Source organism: Prochlorococcus sp. MIT 0801 (assembly GCF_000757865.1).
Classification (GTDB): Bacteria; Cyanobacteriota; Cyanobacteriia; order PCC-6307; family Cyanobiaceae; genus Prochlorococcus_B.
Map to the genome: position 1 here is coordinate 1775267 of NZ_CP007754.1, position 23323 is coordinate 1798589.

21 protein-coding genes are annotated in these 23323 nt (G+C 33.4%); 11 read left to right on the forward strand and 10 right to left on the reverse strand.

Annotated features, from left to right (window positions below; translation table 11 throughout):
• Positions 1–90 precede the first annotated feature (90 nt).
• A complete protein-coding gene (mgtE, locus tag EW15_RS09615; RefSeq protein ID WP_038654586.1) occupies positions 91–1500 on the reverse strand; it encodes a magnesium transporter in 1410 nt (469 codons plus the stop codon).
• A gap of 63 nt (positions 1501–1563) precedes the next feature.
• On the opposite strand from mgtE, the gene EW15_RS09620 reads away from it, so the two are divergent.
• Positions 1564–2040 carry a glutathione peroxidase gene (locus tag EW15_RS09620; RefSeq protein ID WP_038654589.1) on the forward strand — a complete coding sequence of 159 codons (477 nt, stop codon included), beginning with the start codon at positions 1564–1566 and terminating at the stop codon, positions 2038–2040.
• Here EW15_RS09620 and EW15_RS09625 read toward each other — a convergent pair.
• From EW15_RS09625 to gyrB, 4 genes are read right to left on the reverse strand one after another with little or no spacing between them, the layout of a single operon-like run.
• Complete coding sequence (locus EW15_RS09625; protein WP_038654592.1) at positions 2037–2369, reverse strand: CrcB family protein; 333 nt, start codon at positions 2367–2369, stop codon at positions 2037–2039. The genes EW15_RS09620 and EW15_RS09625 overlap by 4 nt on opposite strands.
• Positions 2370–2381: 12 nt before the next feature.
• Positions 2382–2756 carry a CrcB family protein gene (locus EW15_RS09630; protein ID WP_038654596.1) on the reverse strand — a complete coding sequence of 125 codons (375 nt, stop codon included), beginning with the start codon at positions 2754–2756 and terminating at the stop codon, positions 2382–2384.
• 3 nt (positions 2757–2759) lie between these two features.
• Positions 2760–3089 carry a hypothetical protein gene (locus tag EW15_RS09635; protein WP_038654599.1) on the reverse strand — a complete coding sequence of 110 codons (330 nt, stop codon included), beginning with the start codon at positions 3087–3089 and terminating at the stop codon, positions 2760–2762.
• Entirely contained in the window at positions 3089–5056 is a 1968-nt protein-coding gene (gyrB, locus tag EW15_RS09640; protein ID WP_038654602.1) for a DNA topoisomerase (ATP-hydrolyzing) subunit B, read from the reverse strand. The genes EW15_RS09635 and gyrB overlap by 1 nt, the downstream gene beginning before the upstream one ends.
• 171 nt (positions 5057–5227) lie before the next feature.
• On the opposite strand from gyrB, the gene miaA reads away from it, so the two are divergent.
• The 4 genes from miaA (at position 5228) to cysE (ending at position 8653) form a co-directional block, all read left to right on the forward strand.
• Entirely contained in the window at positions 5228–6127 is a 900-nt protein-coding gene (gene miaA / locus EW15_RS09645; protein ID WP_038654605.1) for a tRNA (adenosine(37)-N6)-dimethylallyltransferase MiaA, read from the forward strand.
• Between the two features lie 60 nt (positions 6128–6187).
• A complete protein-coding gene (gene infC / locus EW15_RS09650) occupies positions 6188–6796 on the forward strand; it encodes a translation initiation factor IF-3 (protein WP_038654608.1) in 609 nt (202 codons plus the stop codon).
• A 91-nt stretch (positions 6797–6887) separates the two neighbouring features.
• Positions 6888–7877, forward strand: coding sequence for a GntR family transcriptional regulator (locus tag EW15_RS09655; RefSeq protein ID WP_038654611.1), 990 nt, complete (start codon positions 6888–6890; stop codon positions 7875–7877).
• A gap of 20 nt (positions 7878–7897) precedes the next feature.
• The gene (gene cysE, locus EW15_RS09660) at positions 7898–8653 is read left to right on the forward strand and encodes a serine O-acetyltransferase (protein WP_038654614.1); all 756 of its coding nucleotides are present in this window, start codon (positions 7898–7900) and stop codon (positions 8651–8653) included.
• Here cysE and EW15_RS09665 read toward each other — a convergent pair.
• Genes EW15_RS09665 through secA form a run of 3 tightly spaced genes read right to left on the reverse strand, consistent with a single transcriptional unit; the run spans position 8645 to position 13640 of the window.
• Positions 8645–9442 (reverse strand): ABC transporter permease, encoded by a 798-nt coding sequence (locus tag EW15_RS09665; RefSeq protein ID WP_038654617.1) that lies wholly within the window; start codon positions 9440–9442, stop codon positions 8645–8647. The two genes, cysE and EW15_RS09665, sit on opposite strands and share 9 nt — an antisense overlap.
• Positions 9414–10784 carry an ABC transporter ATP-binding protein gene (locus tag EW15_RS09670; RefSeq protein WP_225866566.1) on the reverse strand — a complete coding sequence of 457 codons (1371 nt, stop codon included), beginning with the start codon at positions 10782–10784 and terminating at the stop codon, positions 9414–9416. Before EW15_RS09670 ends, EW15_RS09665 begins: the two co-directional genes overlap by 29 nt.
• 15 nt (positions 10785–10799) lie before the next feature.
• Entirely contained in the window at positions 10800–13640 is a 2841-nt protein-coding gene (gene secA, locus EW15_RS09675) for a preprotein translocase subunit SecA (protein WP_038654624.1), read from the reverse strand.
• 200 nt (positions 13641–13840) lie between these two features.
• Between secA and gmd the strand changes: the two genes are divergently transcribed.
• From gmd to EW15_RS09705, 6 genes are all read left to right on the forward strand, one after another.
• Positions 13841–14896: a GDP-mannose 4,6-dehydratase gene (gene gmd / locus EW15_RS09680; protein ID WP_038654627.1), complete on the forward strand. Its 1056-nt coding sequence runs from the start codon at positions 13841–13843 to the stop codon at positions 14894–14896.
• Between the two features lie 104 nt (positions 14897–15000).
• Positions 15001–15192, forward strand: a complete 192-nt coding sequence (locus tag EW15_RS09685; protein WP_038654630.1) for a DUF6447 family protein — start codon at positions 15001–15003, stop codon at positions 15190–15192.
• Between the two features lie 11 nt (positions 15193–15203).
• Positions 15204–15920, forward strand: a complete 717-nt coding sequence (locus EW15_RS09690; RefSeq protein ID WP_038654633.1) for a peptidylprolyl isomerase — start codon at positions 15204–15206, stop codon at positions 15918–15920.
• 20 nt (positions 15921–15940) lie between these two features.
• Positions 15941–18898, forward strand: a complete 2958-nt coding sequence (locus tag EW15_RS09695; RefSeq protein WP_038654636.1) for an ABC transporter transmembrane domain-containing protein — start codon at positions 15941–15943, stop codon at positions 18896–18898.
• On the forward strand, positions 18895–20034 hold the full coding sequence (locus EW15_RS09700) for an HlyD family secretion protein (RefSeq protein WP_052041217.1): 1140 nt from the start codon (positions 18895–18897) through the stop codon (positions 20032–20034). Before EW15_RS09695 ends, EW15_RS09700 begins: the two co-directional genes overlap by 4 nt.
• Positions 20035–20037: 3 nt before the next feature.
• A complete protein-coding gene (locus EW15_RS09705) occupies positions 20038–20643 on the forward strand; it encodes a methyltransferase domain-containing protein (protein WP_225866567.1) in 606 nt (201 codons plus the stop codon).
• A 1-nt stretch (position 20644) separates the two neighbouring features.
• Here the strand turns inward: EW15_RS09705 and EW15_RS09710 are convergent, their stop codons facing one another.
• Entirely contained in the window at positions 20645–21874 is a 1230-nt protein-coding gene (locus tag EW15_RS09710; protein ID WP_038654638.1) for a glycosyltransferase, read from the reverse strand.
• 14 nt (positions 21875–21888) lie between these two features.
• Positions 21889–23316, reverse strand: a complete 1428-nt coding sequence (locus EW15_RS09715) for an asparagine synthase C-terminal domain-containing protein (RefSeq protein WP_197049681.1) — start codon at positions 23314–23316, stop codon at positions 21889–21891.
• Between the last annotated feature and the right edge of the window lie 7 nt (positions 23317–23323).

Consider the following 23323-nt stretch of genomic DNA (forward strand, 5'->3'; position numbering starts at 1 on the left):
AGTTTTGTAAAGCTTACTACTAAGAATTGTAAAGATCAAATAAGAATAGCTCGGCTTCCCACACTTTGAGTAAAAACACTCATTCAGCTTCTACCCCAATCTCCCTAAGAGCCAAGAAGCTGTTTTCAAATAAATAAGAACTCCTGCAACATCTGTGGCAGTAGTAATAAATGGTGCAGACATTAAAGCGGGGTCTAAGCCCATACGATCAAAAAGCAAAGGTAATGATGCCCCTGCAGTGGCAGCAAGAGTTGTAATAGCAATCAAGCTTATTCCTACAGCAGTTGCGACCAAAGGTCCCTGTCCTTGCCACCAAGCAAAAGGTACAACAAAAACAGCCATCAAAACTCCCAACAAGGCTCCTGCCAAAGTTTCTTTTGCAATAGCCCTAAACAGACCAAGTCGTTGTATTCGTTGAGTACTCAAACCGCGTATAACAACCGTTGAGCTTTGAGCCCCAACATTCCCTCCTGCGCCAATCAATAAAGGAATGAAAGCAGTCAATAAAACCACTTGCTTTAAAACCTCGTCATTCATAGCAATCACTTGAGTTGTTAATCCATTTGCTAATACCAAAACGGCAAGCCAGACAATACGTCTTCTGGCTACAACGAATAAATTGCTTTGGAAGTAATCATCTTCATCTCCAGCTTGAACCGCTCCAGCTGCATAAATATCCCTAGTAGCTTCTTGCTCAATGACATCAATCACATCATCAACAGTGACAATGCCCACTAGTCTTTTCTCAAGATCAACAACCGGTAAAGCTAAAAAATCATATCTTTGAATTGCTCTTGCAACCTCTTCTTGATCAGTATCGGTTCTGACATTGACAACCTCTCTGGTCATCACTTCTCCAATAAGTGATTCAGGATCGGCAACTACTAAATCCCTTAAAGATAAAATTCCAGTCAAATGCCTCTCTTTATCAGTCACATAAAGGCTGTAAATGGTTTCTGAAAAAGTAGCTCTTTGTCTGACTAGTTTTAAAGCTTGTGAAACACTAAGAAATTCTTTGAGATCTATAAATTCTGTTGTCATTAATCTGCCAGCCGTTTCAGACTCATATCCCAACAGCTGAGCAGTTACTCTTCTTTCTTCGGGACTAAGCTCTGCAAGTAAACGCCTTACAACTTTTGCAGGTAACTCATCAAATAATCGGACACGATCATCGGGTGACATTTCTTCAACCAAATCAAGTACTTCGTTTGATCTCAAACGATCTAAAAGATTTTGTTGTACCAAAGGATCTAAGTATTCGTAAACCTCGATTGCTTCGTTTTTATTCAAAAGCCTAAAAGCCAAGGCTTGTAAAATCATCGGCAAAGTTCCAATAGCCTGAGCTATATCGACAGGCTGCACAGGGCTCAGAAGTAATTTGACGCCGTCGTAATTTCCCGCTGAAAGCATTGCCTCTAATTGCTGAGCAACTGCATCAGCGACCAAACTGCAATTAGCCAAAGCTTGAGTCTCACGAGATACACCTATTTCTTCGTTCATATTTGGAGCAGCAAGCGACTATTATTTTATGGCTAACTTCCTTTTTTTATTACTTCCATATCCATGTCCGTAAATATCAGCAAAGTGGAGGTTTTCTCTTTTAACAATCAGAAAATAACTTTTGATCATTACAAAGGAAATGTTTTATTGATTGTCAATGTCGCAAGCAAGTGCGGATTTACTAAGCAATATAAAGCCCTTCAACATCTTCAGGATAAATATGAATCCAAAGGCTTCAAAGTTTTAGGCTTTCCTTGCAATGACTTTGGGAACCAAGAGCCTGGGCAATTGGAAGAAATAAAAGACTTCTGTTCAACAACTTATGGAGTAAATTTCCAACTTTTCCAAAAAGTTCATGCCAGAGGCAAAACAACAGAACCATTTACTACCTTGAATCAATTAAGTCCAGCAGGAGACGTTGAGTGGAACTTTGAAAAATTTCTCATTAATAGTAAGGGAGATGCGGTCGAACGATTTAAAAGTTCAATAGAACCCGACAGTCTTGAAATTACTCAAGCAATAGAAAAATTACTCGATTAAGCATTTAATTTCTTAGCAAAGATGTGTCCTAAACCAATAGCCAAAACTCCCAACAATACAATTGATATCGAGTCAAGTAAAAACAATTGATAAAGGCCTTGATTTAATAATTTATACAAATAAAAAGACCAGCCACTAAAGGTAGTCATAGAGCCACAAAGTCCAACACAGAGAGTTAATTTATATCTCTTTAAAATATCTAATGAATTAAAAAAACCTAATAAAAAGCAACCAATTAAATTGACTATAAAAATTTCATCAATTTGCCATCGAAATACAGCTCCTAGAATGGCTCCTACAGATACTAAAAAAAATGTATTATTTTTAATATCTTTACCCCTCTATTGATTACCTAAGAAAAATCCAAATGCAACAGCAATGATTCCTATAGACGCAGAAATGATAAATAACTTTAAAGCTCTAAAAAATTCCAATTGCAAACATAAATCAAACAGATCATATATAAATGAAGAGAAAGTACTGAGGCTTCCAAAAAAACCAATTGAAAAGAATAAAACTAATTGGTGATAATAAGTAAAAGTTCTAAACTGCTCTAGAAGTGCAAGGAATAAACCAACACAAAATGAAGAAAAAGTATTTATTATTAGTATTAAATAATATTTACTGAAGTTTAATTTTACTAATTTATTATGAATTTTAAATCTAATATTAGCACCTAGAATTGCTCCAATAGAAACAAGAAAGATATCAGACATATATTATATTTCCACCCATCCTCTTCTGTAAAACAACTGATCATGATTATTACAAAAAACACTTACCAATAACCAATTTCTACTCTCATTACTTTCCCATACTTTAATAATTTTAACTGGTGTTCCTGCTCTAACTTTAGTTAAAGTAGATGAATTATTAGAGGCTGAAGTAAGCAGATTAAAATCTTTTAATGCAATTATTGGTGATCCAATATTATTTCTTCTATGCTGAATAATTGATTCTTGCGCACCCCCAGCAGGCAATGAAGTAGGGGCTACCAAACCAATACATAAAAGCCAAGTCCAGACAATAAAAGTACTAATTAAATTCATCAAATATCTAAAGTAGCTAGATCCAGATCAACACTATGAGTTTCAATAAATTCTCTTCTTGGTGCGACTTTATCACCCATTAAAATTGTAAATATCCGATCAGCTTCAAGAGCATCTTCAATCTCAACTCTTTTCATCATTCGAGTTGTTGGGTCCATAGTTGTTTCCCATAACTGTTTAGGCATCATTTCTCCTAAACCTTTAAATCGTTGGATTGTATAATTGGCTTTTTCTCCAAAACTTGCAAGAGTTTTTTGCATATCTGATTCGTTATAACAATATTTATGATTCTTTCCTCTTGTAACTTTATAGAGAGGAGGACAAGCAATATAAATATATCCACCTTCTACAAGATCCTTTTGATATCTATAAAAGAAAGTCAAAAGCAACGTTCTTATATGAGCACCATCTACATCAGCATCAGTCATGATTACAACTCTGTGATATCTGAGATTCTTAACTTCAAAATCCTCACCTTTTATTCCTAAACCAAGAGCAGTTATTAAAGATTGGATCTCAGTATTTCTATACATCTTCGCATCATCGGTTTTCTCAATATTTAGAATTTTTCCTCTCAAAGGTAAAATTGCTTGAAACTTTCGATCTCTTCCCTGCTTAGCCGATCCTCCAGCAGAATCTCCCTCAACTATGTAAATTTCTGATTCTGATGGGTCTCGTGAACTACAGTCAGCTAATTTCCCTGGCAAAGTAGAACTTTCTAAAACACTTTTCCTACGAACCAATTCTCTAGCTCTTCTTGCTGCCTCAGCAGCATTAAACGCTTGGATTGCTTTCTCTAAAATCAAGTCAATAACATTTGGGTTAAATTCTAAATATTGACTTAGAGAAGTACCTACCAAACTATCAACAATTCCTCGTACCTCAGTATTACCTAATTTAGTTTTTGTTTGACCTTCAAATTCTGGATCTGGAACTTTTACAGATAAAACAGCTGTTAAACCTTCTCGAATATTTTCTCCTGCTAAATTCGAATCTCCATCTTTTCTTTTACCTCTTTTCTTCGCAAACGAGTTTAACGTTCTAGTTAAAACTGTTTTCAAGCCCTCAATATGAGTTCCTCCATCTATGGTGCGAATATTATTAGCAAATCCAAGAATGCTATCTGAATAAGCATCAACGCACCATTGCATTGCTGCTTCTACTTGAACTCCATCTTTTTCTGAATTAACATAAATAATATCTGGATGTAATGAGTCTTTTGCTTTAGTCATATACTCTACATATTCTTTAATTCCACCTTCATAAAAATAAACTTCTTCATGTGGAGTTTGTGAAGAATCACTCGATTGCTTTCTCTCATCACGAAAAACGATACGAACCCCTCCGTTTAAATAAGCTAGCTCTCTTAGTCTCGATGATAAAATCCCATATTCAAACGATATTCCATCCGTAAAAATTTGATCATCAGGTTTAAAACAAACAGTAGTACCAGTTAAATTTGCATCTGATTTCGAGAGATTCTCAGACTTTAGACTCCCAATTGATGCGCCTCTTTCAAACCGCTGGAAATGAACTTGTTGTTGCCTCCTAACAGTTACTTCCACCCATTCACTTAAAGCATTTACAACAGATATTCCAACACCATGCAAACCTCCAGAAACCTTATAACCACCGCTTCCAAATTTGCCACCTGCATGCAAAACAGTTAGAACTGTCTCAAGAGCACTTTTACCAGTGCGAGGATGTAAGTCAGTTGGAATTCCCCGACCATTGTCTGAGACAGATGCTGAACCATCCTCACAAAGCAATATTGTTATTTGATCACAGTGACCAGCTAGTGCCTCGTCTACAGCATTATCAACCACTTCATACACAAGATGATGAAGTCCTTTAGACCCTGTTGAGCCTATATACATTCCAGGCCGCTTCCTTACAGGTTCCAAGCCTTCAAGAACTTGGATCTGCTCAGCACCATAAGCCTCTTGGACTTTTGAATCTTTACTCATTCTGATAAACGGATGCAGGCAAGGTTGTATTTGATACGAGCATTAGCCGAAACCTTTCCCCAAGTTTCAATTTAACATCGGTATCAAGGAAAGTCTTAGGAAAAATTTAAAACCAAATTAAACAATTTAATTTCATGCAATTACTGCTAATAAAACCCCTCAAAGGCAATCATGCAACCCAATAAACCTCTTGTCGTAGCTCTTATGGGCCCAACTGCAAGTGGTAAAACTGAACTTGCGATTGATATTGCAAAAAAAATCAATTCTAATATTCATAATATTGATTCTCGCCAAATCTATATCGATATGGATATTGGCACCGCAAAGCCAACAGCAGTTCAACAAAGCCAAGTAAACCATTTCCTTATTGATGTTTGCTTGCCATCTAAACCAATCAATCTTCATGACTTTCAATCCATAGCCCAAACATCCATTGAGAGAGATCTAGAAGAAAAGGGTATAACGTTACTTGTAGGAGGAAGTGGCTTATATCTTCAAGCCTTAATTGGAGGCCTTAATCCTCCAGCGGTACCTCCTCAAAAATTCTTAAGAGATCAACTTAACAAAATCGATAAAACCGAACGACACAAATTATTAAAGTTATGTGACCCTTTTTCAGGGCAGAGAATACATCCAGAAGACTCAATAAGAGTAATTCGTGCTCTTGAAGTTTTTTATGCAACAGGAAAAATGTTTTCGAAGGAAAGAAACATGAGGCCTCTACCTTGGAGAGTTTTGGAACTTGGATTAAATCCTGAAAATTTAATCAGTAGAATTCAACGTAGAACTGAAGAAATGTATAAAAAAGGGTTAATAGAAGAAACAAGAGATTTGATCAATAAATACGGAAATAATTTAGAGTTGCTTAAAACTATTGGATATGGTGAAGTAAGGTCTATGATTAATGGAAAGATTAATTATGAGGAGGCTTTAGAAATAACAATAAAACGAACTTGCCAATTAGCCAAAAGACAAAAAACTTGGTTTAGAAATAAGCATAATTCTAAATGGCTAAATGATGAAAATGCATTACCCGAAGCTTTAACTTCTATCTATGAGTTTCTAGGTTGATTAGATCATATATGCTTAGAATTGCTCCAAAAGGTTCTTTCCACGTTAATTAATTACTGAATGCCACCACGTCCCCGTTTTGATCGTCGCGCTCCAGAAAGGGAGTTGCCCAACATTAATGAAAGAATCAGCTATTCGAACTTGAGGGTTGTTGATTCAGATGGCACTCAACTTGGTGTCATCAGTCGAGATGAAGCTCTAGAGGTCGCGAAAGAGAGAGAATTAGATCTTGTTTTAGTAAGTGAGAAGGCTACTCCTCCTGTATGCCGAATAATGAATTATGGTAAATTTAAGTTTGAGCAAGAAAAAAAAGCAAAAGAAGCCAAGAAAAAATCACATCAAACGGAAGTTAAAGAAGTAAAAATGAGGTATAAAATTGACCAGCATGATTATCAAGTCCGTATTAGTCAGGCCACTAGATTCTTAAAGTCTGGAGATAAAGTAAAATGCACGGTTATATTTAGAGGCCGAGAAATTCAACATACTGCTCTAGCAGAAACACTTTTAAAAAGAATGGCCAAGGATTTGGAAGAAAAGGCTGAAGTACAACAATCGCCCAAAAGAGAGGGAAGAAATATGATCATGTTTTTGACTCCTCGTAAAACGCCTCTTCTGAAAAAAGAGACAGAGACAACTGAGCCCAAAAAAGCTATGAGAAAAATTAATTAAATAAACAAACTTGTCAATGGACAAACAATTAATTGTCACTTGTCATTCTATTTATTAGTGTAGCCACATTCACACTTGGCATATATAGCGCGTGAGATTCCATATACAACAGGAAAGTGAAATCCCTGCATCAAGTCAGTTATATAACCAAATTTGCTTTGCCATTGCAGCAAGGCATTATCCTCCTGGACACAGATTGCCTAGTACTAGGCAACTTGCTATGCAAACAGGTTTGCATAGAAATACCATCAGTAAAGTTTATCGACAATTAGAAACAGATGGAGTTGTCGAGGCTATCGCAGGCTCAGGTATCTATGCTCGAGATCAACAAAAGCAAAAAGATTTGAGAACTAACTCTCAATCAATCCGTAAAAAAGGAATAAAAGATATTGACCACGAGGTTCGTCAAAGTATTGATGAACTTTTAAATGCAGGATGCACTTTGCAGCAAACTAGAGAATTATTTACCCGAGAAATCGATTGGCGTTTGAGATGCGGAGCTCGTTTACTGGTTAGCACACCAAGAGAAGACATTGGAGCATCTCTGTTGATTGCCGAAGAGTTAGCACCACACCTCGAGGTTCCTGTTGAAGTAGTACCTATGGAAGAGCTGGAGAGTGTATTAGAAAGCTCTAGCAAAGGTACAGTTGTGACTAGTAGATATTTTTTACAACCTATTGAAGAAGTTGCCAAGCGACATCAAGTAAGAGCAATAGCTGTTGATTTAAGTGATTTCCAAAAAGAGTTAACTATATTAAAAAAACTACGATCCGGAAGTTGCGTTGGAATTGTAAGCATTAGTCCAGGAATTCTTAGAGCTGCGGAAGTGATTTTACATAGCATGCGCGGAAATGAAATTCTTTTAATGACAGCCAATCCAGATGTAGGAAGTCGTCTTATTGCACTTTTAAGAGCAGCAAATCATGTTATTTGCGATAGTCCAAGCCTTCCTCTTGTTGAGCATACACTCAGACAAAACAGATCACAATTAATGCGTTTGCCTCAAGTGCATTGTGCCCAGAAATATCTGAGTGTTTCTACTATTGAAGAGCTTCGAAAAGAGATTGGTGTTGTTGATTAAAAGAACTATTTATTAAATCAATGTTTCGATCAATAAGATCCGATTTCTCAATTATTAAAGAGCGAGATCCAGCCGCAAAAGGATTCCTAGAAATTATTCTTTGTTACCCAGGTTTCCAAGCTTTGATAATCCATAGAATTAGCCATCAATTATGGAAATCAAAACTTCCACTTATACCAAGAGTGCTGAGTCATATTTCAAGGATTTTCACAGGTGTAGAGATTCATCCAGGAGCAAAGATTGGGCGTGGAGTATTCATTGATCATGGCATGGGAGTTGTTATTGGTGAGACTAGTGAAATAGGTAGTCGCTGTCTTCTTTATCAAGGAGTAACTTTGGGAGGAACTGGTAAAGAAAGTGGCAAAAGGCATCCAACACTTGAGGATAATGTTGTTATTGGAGCCGGTGCCAAAGTACTTGGAGCTATTCACGTAGGAACTAACACAAGAATTGGAGCTGGCTCAGTGGTAGTTAAAAACGTAGAAGCCAACAGTACTGTTGTTGGAATACCTGGCAGAATTGTTCATCAAAGCGGTGTAAAGATCAACCCTCTTGCGCACTCTGCTTTGCCTGACACTGAAGCAAATGTAATAAGAAATTTAATGGAGAGAATTGATCAATTAGAAGCTGAAATTCTTTCGCTCAGAAATTCAGCAAAAAATAAGCTAAAAAATTCTGAACTTATAAATAGTGAAATAAGACCTTCTCAGAGTTTAAAAGATAAAGAAATAATAGAGTTCCTAGGAGAGGAAAACAATATTGAAGAACTAAACTAAAAAGGGTAACTCCCTAGTACTTTTTTGCAATAAGAAAAAAGAAATCAGAATACCAACTATATTCACTAATAAAGTGATAAAAACAAGCTTATAATCAACATTACCTTGAATTAGCGACACCCTAAGTGGTTCGAGAATTTTGTATATCAAATTATAATTAGTTATCCATTCCAAACCTCCGAGATTTTCCTTTCTATATAATATGGGTGAGGTTAGAAAAACTAATTGCAATATAATTGGTACTAATTGTGCAAAGTCTGTATATCTGACACCAACTAAACAAATAATAAGAGGAAACCAATATAAAAACATTAAAAGATTAATAAATGGAAGCCAAGAAAACAAAATAATATTAAATATAAGAGATTTTTTAATAAATAAAAGAATAAAGAATACAAGTGAAAAAGACTGGAAAAAGGTTTGAATTTGGAATGCCCATTCTTCTAGTGTATAGAACAGTGGATTAATATTTATGTTCTTTATATTCTGAGAGTTATGAGCAAATAAATCAGGCGCAGAAGATATTGAAGAAGAAATAGTATTCCAAATAACTAAACCAATTCCCAAGTATACAAAATATTCTTTAAAGTCATTAACTGAAAAAACCGTTCCATAAACTATACCCAGTGTTGATATTGACAATAAATTAGAAAAACCTAACCAAAAGCTTCCAAGATTGGTTTTTGCAAATCTTGCTCGTGTCCTTGATGTAGCTGTATACAACCAAAATCTTCGAGAATTCCAGGCAAATTTTAAATTATCAAGAAGCATAATTATTATTATAATCATGAGTATGATAATAATTTAAGGCGGCATCTAGCTGACCATCATAAACAACAGATCCATGGTTAAAAACTATACCTCTAAAGCAAAATTGTTTCAAAAGTTGTTCAGAGTGACTTGCTAAAATCAATGTGGTTGCGGAATCCATAAAAGATTGCATTCTCTCCTGAGCTCTTTCAAAGAAATCTGCATCACCAGTTCCAAAACCTTCATCAATCGCTAAACATTCATGTGGGTATGAAGTCAACATAGAAAAAATCAAACGTGCACACATTCCCTCGCTATATGTTTTGATAGGTAAATTTATAAATGAACCTAAACCAGAAAAAGTCACAATATCTTCTAAAAAAATATCAAAACCTTTCAAGTTATTATTTATCATTAAATAATAGGCTTTGGAAGCATCCAATCCACTTAGTTCATTACTTGTCAAAAAAGTTTTTTGGAGCATAGGATAAACCTCTATTTTTTTTATAAATTGACCAGAGTTAGGTGTATAAATACCAGATATTAACCTCAGAAAACTACTTTTTCCCGAACCATTATGACCAATCAATGCAACTCGTTCACCATTCATAATAGTTAGATTTATATTTTTTAAAGCTTCAATATTAGTTCTCTTATCCTTATATACTAATTCTCCACCTATGACACTATTAAACATTTTTTCTGTTAATATTTTTGTAAACTTTCTATTTTCTGCGCAATAAATTGGTATTTTTAAACTTACATCTTTCAACTGTATTACAGGATCCTTAAGTATTTCGATAGAGTCTAAGGTAATTGATTTCAAGGTATCCATAACATGATCTATTGAGGCTATCTTTTCATGATTAAATTGACGAAGAAATACAAATCCTGCATTTAAAGCTTTACCTGTTTTCCATGGATCAAGAGATTCAGGCTGATATAAATTAATCCAACTTATGCTAGAACTTACTTTTTTTGTGAATAACTCTGCTGCATTAACCTTGCTCTCCAAAGTTATATAATCTTTTCTTAATTGATCATTGTTTTTAATATTCCTATCACAAGAAATCAATTCACATACAAAGTCACTAATAATACTTTTACCCTGATCAATTGAAGAATGCCAATTATTAATACAATCAAAATCAACTTTCCTACCAAATAAATTCATATGAATATAATTAATCTGGGATTCAATTGATCTATCAGAAAGTATCGATTCCGTATATTCATCTTGTGTAGAAATTATCTCTGAAATATCATTAATCGTAGTACCTGGAGGAGAATTGATTAACCAATAATTGATACCAGAAGGATCAGCAGGTCTTCCAAAATAAGCTATATATAGTTTTTGTATGTGACTAGATTTAACATTCATCACCTATTATTCGAATTAGGAAGTTTGTTTTGTCTTTTGAGCTGGCTCAAACATAAACATAGAATAAATCACATTCCTTCTCATATTAATCATCATCTCCAAAAACATATCATATCCCTCATTTTTATATTCAATTAATGGATCTTTTTGGCCATAACCTCTTAATCCAACTGACTCGCGTAATGAATCCATGGATTGGAGATGTTCTCTCCATAAAGTATCTAATTGTTGAAGTATAAAAAATCTTTCAGCTTGTCGCATTATTCCTGGATGCGTAGATTCAACCATTTGCTCTTTCAAATCGTACGCATTTCTCATTTGTTCTTTTAAAAATTCCTTTAATTGATCAATATTTAATCCGGTTAATTCTATGGGTTTTAAATCTTTCAATAAGTAAATAAACTCCTTTACTTTTGACAATAATTTTTCAAGATCCCATTCCTCAGGAGGAAGATCTTCGTTCACATAAGCTTCAACAATTTCTTCCATCGTTCTTTGTCCATAGCTAATAACTTGCTCTTTTAATTCATTACCTTTGAGAACTCTCCTACGTTCAGAATAAACTGCTCTCCTTTGATTATTCATCACTTCATCGTATTCAAATATTTGCTTTCTAATGTCATAATAATATGTTTCTACCTTTTTCTGAGCTCCTTCAAGTGAACGAGTAAGCATCCCAGATTCTATTGGCATATCTTCTTCAACTCTAAAAGCATTCATTAATCCAGCGACACGATCACCTCCAAAGATTCTTAACAAATTATCCTCAAGAGATAAAAAGAATCTTGTACTTCCCAAATCACCCTGTCTTCCCGAGCGTCCTCTTAACTGATTATCAACTCGTCTAGATTCATGCCTCTCAGTACCAATAACATGTAGCCCCCCTGCTTCCCTGACAGCTTTTTCCTCATTTTTTATCACTGATTCGTACTCTTCCTTAATTAACTTAATTGCTGAACGTAAAGAGGAAATTTCATCATCATCTGTCGGAGTATTTTCAGCCGCAGTAGCAATTCGATCCTCAAGTTCTATTAAGCTAAGACTCCTATCCCCCCAAGATGCGACCAAGTTAGAAGCAAGTTTTGCGAGAACTCGATCTGTTTCTTCCGTTAATGTAACCGGAAATAATTTTTTCAATGAAGATGATTGCTTGACCTTGAAAGAATTTGACTCAATCTCTTTACTTGTGGACTTAAAACCTTGAGTATCATTTTTCCTCTGAGATGGAATAGGAGGTTTATGATCTTCTTCGGGTTTGACCAATCTAGAGCTCAAAATTTCTTTTATTTTTAATCGAGCCATGTAATCGCTATTACCTCCTAAAATTATGTCAGTTCCACGACCAGCCATATTCGTAGCAATAGTCACGGCACCAGATCGACCAGCTTGGGCAACTATTTCAGCTTCCCTTTCTACATTTTCAGGCTTAGCGTTAAGCAAGTTATGAGGGATCTCTTCTTCTGCAAGCAATGAACTTAAAAGTTCACTTTTTTCAACACTAGTTGTACCAACAAGTACAGGCCTACCTTTTTTATAAATAGCTGCTGTTTCTTTCGCTACTGCTCTCCATTTTGCCGCCTCTGTTTTAAAAACTTGATCACTCCAATCCTCTCTTGAAATTTTTCTATTTGTAGGAATAACTGATGTCTGCAATTTATAAGTTTTTTCAAATTCAACTTCTTCTGTTTTAGCAGTACCTGTCATTCCAGAAAGACGAGGATAAAGTAAAAAGAAATTTTGATATGTTATGGAAGCAAGAGTTTGAGTTTCAGGCTGAATCGGAAGATTTTCTTTAGCCTCAATAGCTTGATGCTGTCCATCGCTCCAACGCCTGCCAGGCATAACCCTTCCGGTAAATTCATCAACAATTACAGCCTCATCATTTCTAACTATGTAGTTAACATCTTTAGTAAAAAGTTCTTTTGCTTTTAGTGCATTAGTAACATAATGAGCCCATGGATCTTTAGGATTAAATAAATCTTCGACCTTTAATAATTTCTCAGTCTTTGCAAAACCTTCGTCAGTTAATATGCAACTTCTTTGCTTTTCATCTACTTCATAATCGCCTTCAGGATCAACACCATCCTTACTCATATCAGCTGCTCTGAGCAATTGATTAACAACTTCAGCCGCTTTTTGATATTTTTCTTGTGGTCGCTCAACTTGACCAGATATTATCAAAGGAGTTCTAGCCTCATCAATCAATATTGAATCGACTTCATCGATAACACAAAAATTAAAATCCTTTTGCACTATTTCTGCTTGATCAGCAGCCATATTATCTCTTAAATAATCAAATCCAAGTTCAGAATTTGTAGCATAAGTAATGTCGCAAGCATAATTTTTTTTTCTTTCAATTGGATTCATATTTTGCTGAATAAGTCCAACACTTAATCCAAGGAAACGATGCACCTGACCCATCCACTCCGCATCACGACGAGCTAAATAATCATTAACAGTTACAACATGCACGCCTCTTCCAGTAAGAGCATTCAAAAAGCTTGGCAAAGTTGAAACTAATGTTTTCCCTTCACCTGTTTTCATTTCTGCTATCTGACCTTCATGCAGAACCATGCCCCCCAATAATTGAACATCAAAATGACGCATCCCTAAGACTCTTTTAGAAGCCTCTCTAACTAAGGCAAAGCATTGAGGTAATAGTTCATCTAATAAAACCAATTGATTTTTAGTATCCGACGCATTAGCTAATTTCTGACGAAACTCATTGACATTTCTTCTAAGTTCATCATCTGTAAGAGGAGAAAAATCTTCTTCAAGTAAATTGATATCGCTGATTAACGGGGCATAACTGCGCAACTTGCGAGCATTAGGATCACCAAAGAGATTCTTAAGCATCAACTATTTTGTTATTGATTTTATTTTTCATTTTACGATACTGAAAATAACTTGAAGATGCATTACAAAATAATACTTCTGAATTATTGACCCTCAACTACGTTATTTCACTTTCTGGAACAAAGATCCTTTTACAATCAATTAGATTAAAAATTCAATAAGTTGATGGGGTACAATAATCTTTTGTAAGTTGAACAAGAGTGGCAGGTCAACAGAAAACTGCTCTTATAACAGGGATTACAGGTCAAGATGGAAGCTATCTTGCCGAACTATTACTCGAAAAAGGCTACAAAGTTCATGGGATCAAAAGACGAACGAGTACAAGTAATACAACTAGAATAGACCATATTTTAAAAGAGAAAAATGGGCACGATTTAGTTAATCTTCACTATGGAGATCTAACTCATAGTACAAACATTATAAGAATAATTAATGAAATTGAACCTGATGAAATATATAACTTAGGAGCACAAAGTCATGTAGCAGTAAGCTTCGAATCTCCAGAATATACAGCTCAAACTGATGCATTAGGACCATTGAGGATACTCGAAGCTGTACGAATTTTAAATTTACAGAAAAAAACAAAAATTTATCAAGCTAGTACTTCTGAACTTTTTGGTAAGGCATGTCAAATTCCACAATCAGAAAACACTCCTTTTTATCCAAGAAGTCCATATGGCGTAGCTAAACTTTACGCCTATTGGATAACAATTAACTACAGAGAATCATACGGAATGTTTGCATGCAATGGCATCCTTTTTAATCACGAATCTCCCAGAAGAGGTGAAACTTTTGTAACCAGGAAAATCACCAAAGGTTTGGCAAGAATTGAGTTAGGTTTGCAAGATTTACTTCACATGGGGAACCTTAACTCACTTCGAGATTGGGGTCATGCTCGTGATTATGTTGAAATGCAATGGAGAATGCTCCAACAAGATAAAGCAGAAGATTATGTAATTGCTACTGGAATTCAAGCTTCAGTAAGAGAGTTCATTGAATTATCTGCAATCAAATTAGGCTGGGGAGGTATTGAATGGACAGGGTCAGGAATAGAAGAAATTGGGATTAGAAAAGATACGGGGAAAAAAGTTATTAAAATCAGTCCAAAATATTTCCGTCCAGCTGAGGTCGAAACACTTTTAGGTGATCCAAGTAAGGCACATGCTCAACTTGGATGGCAACCAACAACTACGCTTGATTCATTAGTTGAAGAAATGATTGATTTTGACTTAAAACAAGAAAGGATCAACACATAAAGTTTTAAAATTGAAAATCTTAATTAAAAGCAAAAATTTTTTGGGCGGGTAACCCCACTAGCAACATACATTTACCTGGATTATTATCCGAAAAAATTTTTACAATGGCTAAAGTAACAATTGATGGCAAAGAATACAATACTGACGAGCTCAGTGATACAGTTAATTCTCAGCTTTTAAGTTTACAGTTTGCCCAAAATGAACTTAAAAGATTAGATGCTCAAATTGCTGTTTTCAAAACTGCCGTATCAGCTTATTCTCAAGCTCTTAAAGATGAATTATCAAAACAAAGTTAACAGCAATTTAAATGGATGAATTAAAAAATCTTGATCAAGCAACTATAAAACTTTTACATAAACATGATATTTTACTTGCTTTAATTAAAAATATTTTTTATGAAAAAAGTATTAACGATGTTGAATTAACTTCTATAGAGAAAAAAAATATTCAAGATCAATTCCGAAAGGAACATAAACTAAATAGCGATGAAGAGTATTACGAATGGATTAAAACTAATAATTTTAAAAAAGATGAATTTGAAACTAACATTTATTATAATGAAAAATTGAAAAAACTCTGTATAGATAAATTCTTCCACAAAACTGAATCTAGGTTTTTAAAAAGAAAATCGGAACTTGATATTGTCGTATATAGCCTAATCAGATTAAAAGATCAATTTCAAGCTAGAGAAATTTACTTAAAACTAAAAGAGCAAGAAGCTAATTTCAATGATTTAGCATTCCAATTCTCTGAGGGAGTTGAAAAGGTAACTAAAGGATTAATAGGTCCAATACCTCTTAACAAAGCTCACCCCAAAGTAATCGAAATCCTTAGTTCTATAAAACCAGGAGAAATTTACAAACCTTTTACTCTGGATAATTGGCACATTATTCTTCGGTTAGAATCCTTTGAATCTGCAACTCTAGATCACAATATGAAGTTACATATGGCTAAAGAATTACTAATGGAATGGGTAGAGGAACAATCAAAGTCTATAATGAGTAGATTATTGAGTAATCCATAATTTACGCAGATTTATAGAAAATGGATAACATCAATACTCTTTCACTTAACAACTTACCACCATTCAAACTATTAAGTGAAAAAGCCTTAAACAAAGTCTTAGGTAGCTCAAAATCTGTCATTTTTAATATCGGCCAACCATTATCTAAGGAAGAAAATATACAAGATTCAATATTATTTATTCTTGATGGAACTGCAAGACTAATAGGTCAAGATGGCAATGAGAACTATACTATTGGCAAATTAGGTGCAGGAGCATTTGTTGGGTTAGCTTCATTGCTTAGAGTCGAAGGTTGTGAAGAAGTAAGTGCCATCACTAAAGTAATTGCTTTATCAATACCTGATCAAATTATTATTAGTTTATATGAAGAAGAACCAGATTTTAGAGAATGGTGCAAAAGTAAACTCTTTCCTGCAGAAATACATTCTTTAGTGAGAAATCTGGCAAATGAAAACGCATTACAAGAGAATAACTTCATGTCTTTCTTTAAAGATTCATTAGCTCAAGTTAATCTACATACTCTTCAAAATAATGAATATCTAAAAGAAGATAAAAATAGAATATTTTTTACTGCAAGTTCAAATATCGAAAATCATAATTTACATCAAATAATAGATCATAAGACTAAATTAATTGCCCGTCCACCGTTAGAGACAAGAATAATTTCTATACCTATAGATTTTTATAGATCAATAAGCAAACAGAAGGAAGATATTTCACAGAATGAAACTGAAATAAACAATAATCTCATAGAAACCGATTCTAAAAATTTAGCACCAATTTTACCTAGCCGCAGTAGTATTGATTTGGGAAAAAATACAAATAAGAAATTTAAAAACAGAGCAATAATCAGAGCAAAAGGTAGGGCTGAAGAGGCACTTGCTTGTCTACAAATGTTATCTATACAAATGGATTTGCCATTCAGAAAAGATGCTGTTCAAAAAATCTTAAGAGATAATTTGTCTGATGGCAGAGCACCAACAATGGAGCTTTTAGGCGGCATATGTGCAATGCTTGGATTACATGCTGGAAGTGCAAGAATATCCGCAGAGAGTGGTACTCGGTTGCAAACTCCATCTCTAATTCCATGGAAAGGAAGTTTTGTATTGGTTCAAGAAAGTAATTCCAAAGGATTAGTTATTGCATCACCTAGTGAGGGTGAATTAATAATTAATTCCGAAGAACTAGAGGATATTTTTCCCGATGGTATTGAAGTTCTATTTGTAGATAGAACCAACTCAAGTCCTCAAATTAAATTTGGAGCAAATTGGTTTTGGCCATCACTTAAAAAATATAAAACAGTTTTATCTCAAGTATTTTTAGCTTCATTCATCGTTCAACTTTTTGGTTTAGCTAATCCTTTATTAATCCAGGTTATTATCGACAAAGTCATTAATCAAAGAAGTTTAGACACTCTTCAAATACTTGGTATTGCCCTCATTTTTGTAACTATTCTTGGTGGCATAATGGGTGGTCTAAGAACATTTATGTTTACAGAAACTACGAATCGTATAGATACCAGATTAGGATCTGAAGTTATAGATCATTTATTAAGATTACCACTTAATTATTTTGATAAAAGACCCGTTGGTGAACTCGGAAGTCGAATTGCAGAATTAGAAAAGATTAGAAACTTTTTAACTGGTCAAGCCCTTACAACTGTTCTTGATGCGGCATTCTCTGTAATATATATATTAGTGATGGTTATTTATAGCTGGCTATTAACATTTATAGCTTTAGCAGTTGTTCCTTTACAAGTTGGTTTAACTTTAATAGGAACTCCTTTAATAAGAAAACAAATAAGAGAGGTCGCAATTGAAAATGCAAATACACAAAGTCACCTAGTTGAAGTTCTTACTGGAATTCAAACGGTAAAAGCACAAAATGTTGAAACTGTTAGTCGTTGGAAATGGCAAAACCTTTACAATAAATACATTTCCAGAACATTTGAGAGAACCATAACTGGGACAGCTTTAAACGAAACTAGTCAAGTATTACAGCAACTCTCTCAACTGCTAGTCCTTTGGGTTGGTGCTTCTTTAGTTTTATCTGGGAAACTAACATTAGGTCAACTAATTGCTTTTAGAATAATTTCTGGTTACGTAACACAACCACTTCTAAGACTCAGTACTATTTGGCAAAACCTACAAGAATTGAGAGTTTCTTTCGAAAGATTAGCCGATATAATTGACACCCCTGAGGAATCTTCAGAATCCGACAAAACCAACATTCCACTACCATCTATAAAAGGTAAAGTAGAGTTCAAAAATGTATCTTTTGCTTTTGATAACAGTGAAATTAATGTATTAAATAACATTAACCTTGATATAGATCAGGGAACTTTTACTGGAATAGTTGGACAGAGCGGAAGCGGAAAAAGCACTTTAATGAAATTGCTTCCAAGACTATATAGCCCTAATTCAGGAACAATAAAAATAGATAACTATGACATTAATAAAGTTGAACTTTATTCTTTGAGACGACAAGTAGGTATCGTTCCACAAGACCCTCTGTTATTTGCTGGAACAGTCAGTGAAAATATTGCATTAACTGATCCTGAGGCATCTAGCGACAAAATTGTGCAAGCTGCAAGAATCGCTGGTGCTCATGAGTTTATAATGGAATTACCAAATGGATATAGTTCAAATGTAGGAGAGAGAGGAGCTGGGCTTTCAGGCGGTCAAAGACAAAGAATTGCAATAGCTAGAACAATAATCAGTAAACCTAAACTTCTTATAATGGATGAGGCTACTAGTGCACTTGATTACAACACTGAGAGGCAAGTCTGCGACAACTTAAAAGAATTCTGTAAAAACACAACAGTATTTTTCATTACGCACCGCTTAAGTACAATCAAAAATGCCGATTTAGTTGTGATGTTACACCAAGGATCATTATGTGAAATTGGCACCCATGAAGAGCTAATGAATAAACTTGGAAGGTACTATGCTCTTTATAGACAGCAGGAGGCAAGTTGATTAATAAAATTAAAAAACTAAATATTTCTTCGTTATATGAAAAAAACTTTTGGATAAATAATAAAAAAATTATTCTTGATAAAATCAAAATCAATAAATTAGTTAAAAAATTCAATTATTTAAGACAGAATAATATTATTGGAAAAACATATAATCAAATTTCACTTGATAAAATAGAACCTAATAGATGGATTAAGAAATTAAAAGATTTCAGTGAAAAAGCTATTGCTCGAAACTCAAATGAAGTTGTTTTAAAAGATTCAACTTATTGGGCAAGCGCAATTAGTTGGTCAATTATGGGTGGAACTGTGTTTGGCTTAAGTTGGTTGGCATTTGCCAAGACAGAAGAGATAGTAATCGCTCAAGGGAAACTCGAACCAATAAATGGTGTAGTAGATGTTCAAATGCCTTTTGAGGGTATCATTGGAGAAATACTTGTTGAGGAAGGTGAGAAAGTTGAAAAAGGTCAAATCCTACTTAAATTAGATACCGAAGTGACTGATGCAAGGAGAAAAGCATTATCTAATAGTTTATTGATTAGTAAAGATTTGCTAGAAAGATATAAAGCTCTTGTTAAAGAAGGGGCAATTGCAGAAATACAGCTTCTCGATCAACAAAATAAAATTTCTGAATTAGAAAGCAGGATAGCCGAGTCAAACGTCACACTAAAATATCAATCGATTATTGCACCTTCAAATGGAATAGTTTTTGATTTGAAGCCAAAAGCATCTGGTTTTGTTGGGAGAACAACCGAGCCAGTCATGAAAATAGTCCCTATTGAAAAACTAAAAGCAACAGTAGAAATAGCAAGCAAAGATATAGGTTTTGTAAGTGTTGGTAAATCAGTGGATATAAGTATTGATTCATTTCCTGCTACAGATTTTGGAGTAATTCACGGACAGGTAACTAAAATTGGATCCGATGCATTGGTGCCCGAGCCATCTCAAAATAAGGGGTTTAGGTTCCCTGCAGATATCAAATTGGAATCACAGCACTTAATCTTAAAGAATAAAAAAAGGCTACCATTGCAAACAGGTATGAGTCTTACTGCAAATATAAAATTAAGAAAAGTTAGCTATCTACAATTGCTTTTAAATAATTTTGAAGACAAAGCTGATTCTTTGAGAGCTCTATAAAAATTGAGTATTAACTATAAAAAAAAGTTTCTCCATGTTGGATGCGGAGTTAAAGACATCTCTAATACTCCTTTTAAGTTATCAAGTTGGGAAGAAATTAGATTTGATATTGATCCGCAAGTAAATCCTGATGTTGTTGGAAGTATGACAGAGATGAATAACATTGAAAATAATTCACTAGATGCAATTTTCTCATCTCATAATATTGAGCATTTATATCCACACGAAGTCACAGTAGCATTAAAAGAATTTCAAAAAAAACTTAAACCTCAAGGATTTATTTTGATAACATGCCCTGATTTAAAGTCTGTTTGTTCACTTGTTGTACAAGATAAATTACTCGAACCTGCTTATGAAAGTGGCAAAGGACCTATCTCGCCATTAGATATAATTTACGGTCACAGAAGTTCAATTGCAAAAGGTAATACATTTATGGCACATAAATGCGGATTCACAGAGAAAGTGCTTATCAAAGTTCTTCAAAAATCTGGTTTTTGTCAAGTTATAAGTCAAACGAGAAGTTCGGAATTTGATATTTGGGCATTGGCAACTTGTAAGGAATGGCAAGAAAAAGATATAAAATCTTTAGCAATAGATTTATTTCCATAATTCATAAAAGACTTTTAACCCATGAAATTTGCTTTGGTAAGCATATAGTTTTCAAATCGTAAGTTTTCACAATAAATTTTCTGGCATTCTCAGATAGTTTTGATCGTAATTTAAAATTATTTAAAATACTTAAGATTTGTTTTGAAAGATCCTCAAAATCAAAAAAATCTACATACACACCATTTTCATGATCTTTTATAATTTCATGTAAGGGTTCTGTATTACTGACAATCACAGGACAACCAATACTCATTGCCTCCAATAAACTCCAAGAGAGTACAAATGGATAGGTTAAATATACATGAATAGTTGATATTTGTAAAACAGACATATATTTATCATATGTCAAAGTTCCAAGAAAGATTACTCTTTTATATTGATCATCGGTCAATTTCTCTTTAACCTCATTGGCATAAATATCTTTCCAAGTTTTACCATTCTCAGGGAGGGTTCCATAACTAGTTGAGTCTCCTCCTACAATTAATACATATAAATTAGGCCTTTCCTTTAATATCTTAGGTAATGACCTCATAAAAGTATGAAATCCTCGATAAGGCTCGAGATTACGATTGACAAAGGTTATAATCTCATTACTTTTTGATAATTTCAATCCAGAATCTAAAGTAATTTCAATCGAATCATTAGGCCTTAATAAAGTAGTATTTATACCATCATGAATAACACTAATTTTTTTTTGGAAATATTCTGGAAAGGTACTTTTTTGCCATTTGGTTGGACTAATACCAACATCAGCAATTTGTAAATGAAGATTATTATTAATATTTTTCATCATTACTCTACATGGATCACCAGGGTCCGTAATCGGAAATTCAGGATCAAAATTAATATCTGCTCCTAAAGAACGATAAAAGAATTCGCAGTAAATAGCTATTTTGGCATCAGGCCATATTTCTTTTAAAAATAGACTTTCTCCCCATGCTGGATGAGAAATTATAAGATTTGGTTTATATCCTTTTTGACATAATTCATATGCAGCCCTAAAACAATATTCTCCTCTAATAGTTTTAGTTTCTAAATCAGTAAGCCAAGGATGTATATTTTTCGAACTTGATCGTTTAATAGGATAATTAAAAAATCGTATTCCATCAATATTTTTAGAAACTGATTGTGAATTGGTCAAGGTGGTTATATTAAGTCCTTCACGAACAAGAGCAGGGGCTAAATGAATAAACTGGGCTGGAAAATTTTGATGTATAAATAATATATCCATGTCTATGTAAAATCCTATGAGGAGCTAATATTTTCTAATCTTAGTATATTTAATATATTCCATTCTAAAAAATCATAACGTTTTATAAGAGATGCTTCAATCATTAATCTTTTATTTATTGGTTGAATTAATTTATCCAAATTCAAAATGGAACTATTCTTTTCAAAATATGTTAATAGTTCAAGTCCCATTAAATTTTTATTAGCAAAATATATCCTACTAGGTGATTGAAATCCAATTTTCTTCCTATATACAATGTCATGAGGTAGATATTTGATCAGAATATCTTTAATACATTTTTTATAAATACTTTCATTATTTAATATATTAAATTGAGTTGAAAAACAGAAATCAAAAAAATCATTTGTTAGGAAGGGAAAAATCATAGCCATTTTTGAACATCCAGATGCAGCAAATAATGTCGATATATGATCTTGTAAAACAAATAAAGAATGAAAGCATCTTTGGTTATCAGCAAATGACTTTTTCGTATTAAAACTTTGTTCAACTAATTTTGTAAAATTTAAATCCTGAATACAAACTTTTTCTAAGAAGTATTCAGAAACTTCTTCTAATGGAATTTTATTATAATCTTGAGCAGTGAATAAATAATTAAAATAATCTTGATAGCTTTTATTTCCTTGATTAATTAAGGTAGAAACTTCTATCTTTTCGGTTCCAATAATTACTTCATCAGGGCCTGATCCGTTAATAATTATACTCTCATTATCTAGATTATTCTTAACAAATGATGTTTGACAATGAAATGCAGTTCCATATGTATGGTACAAACCTTTAGTTTGATGTATCAATTCTAAATTAAATTTATTGAAATCTGAAACATCAATCTTACATAATTGATTATTTATAGAATAAATATCCGCAACCCTTTTTGACCAAATCCAATCATCAAAATCAGTTCTCCAATCAGAATGATAGAAAGTATTTGAAATAATAGAATCAGAATCAAAACCTACATGATTCATTAATGATAATAATAAAGATGAATCATTTCCTCCAGAAAGATTGAGAAGTATTTTATTTGAATTATCTTCAATTGATCTAATATTTTCTATAGAATTCAAAATTATTTCTTCTAAAATCTCAATTTTGAAATCATTAGATATATTAGGAAAATAATTTTCTATATTTATCACCTTAAAATTTTTATTTATGAAAATTAATCTTTCATAAGGACATAATTTCTTGATATTTTTATATGGAGTATCTGAGCCAAAAAGGATTCCATTCGTAATATAATGACTCATTGAATTAATACAATATTCATCATCTGGTAAAACCAAATCACTTAAGGATGTAGATATATAAGAACAATCCAAGCGATAATAAAGAGGAATACTACCAAATTTATCTCTTAAAATTGAAACCTTATTATCAGAAAATTTAATTTCTATATAATTACCATCTATTTTATTTATCAAACCTTTA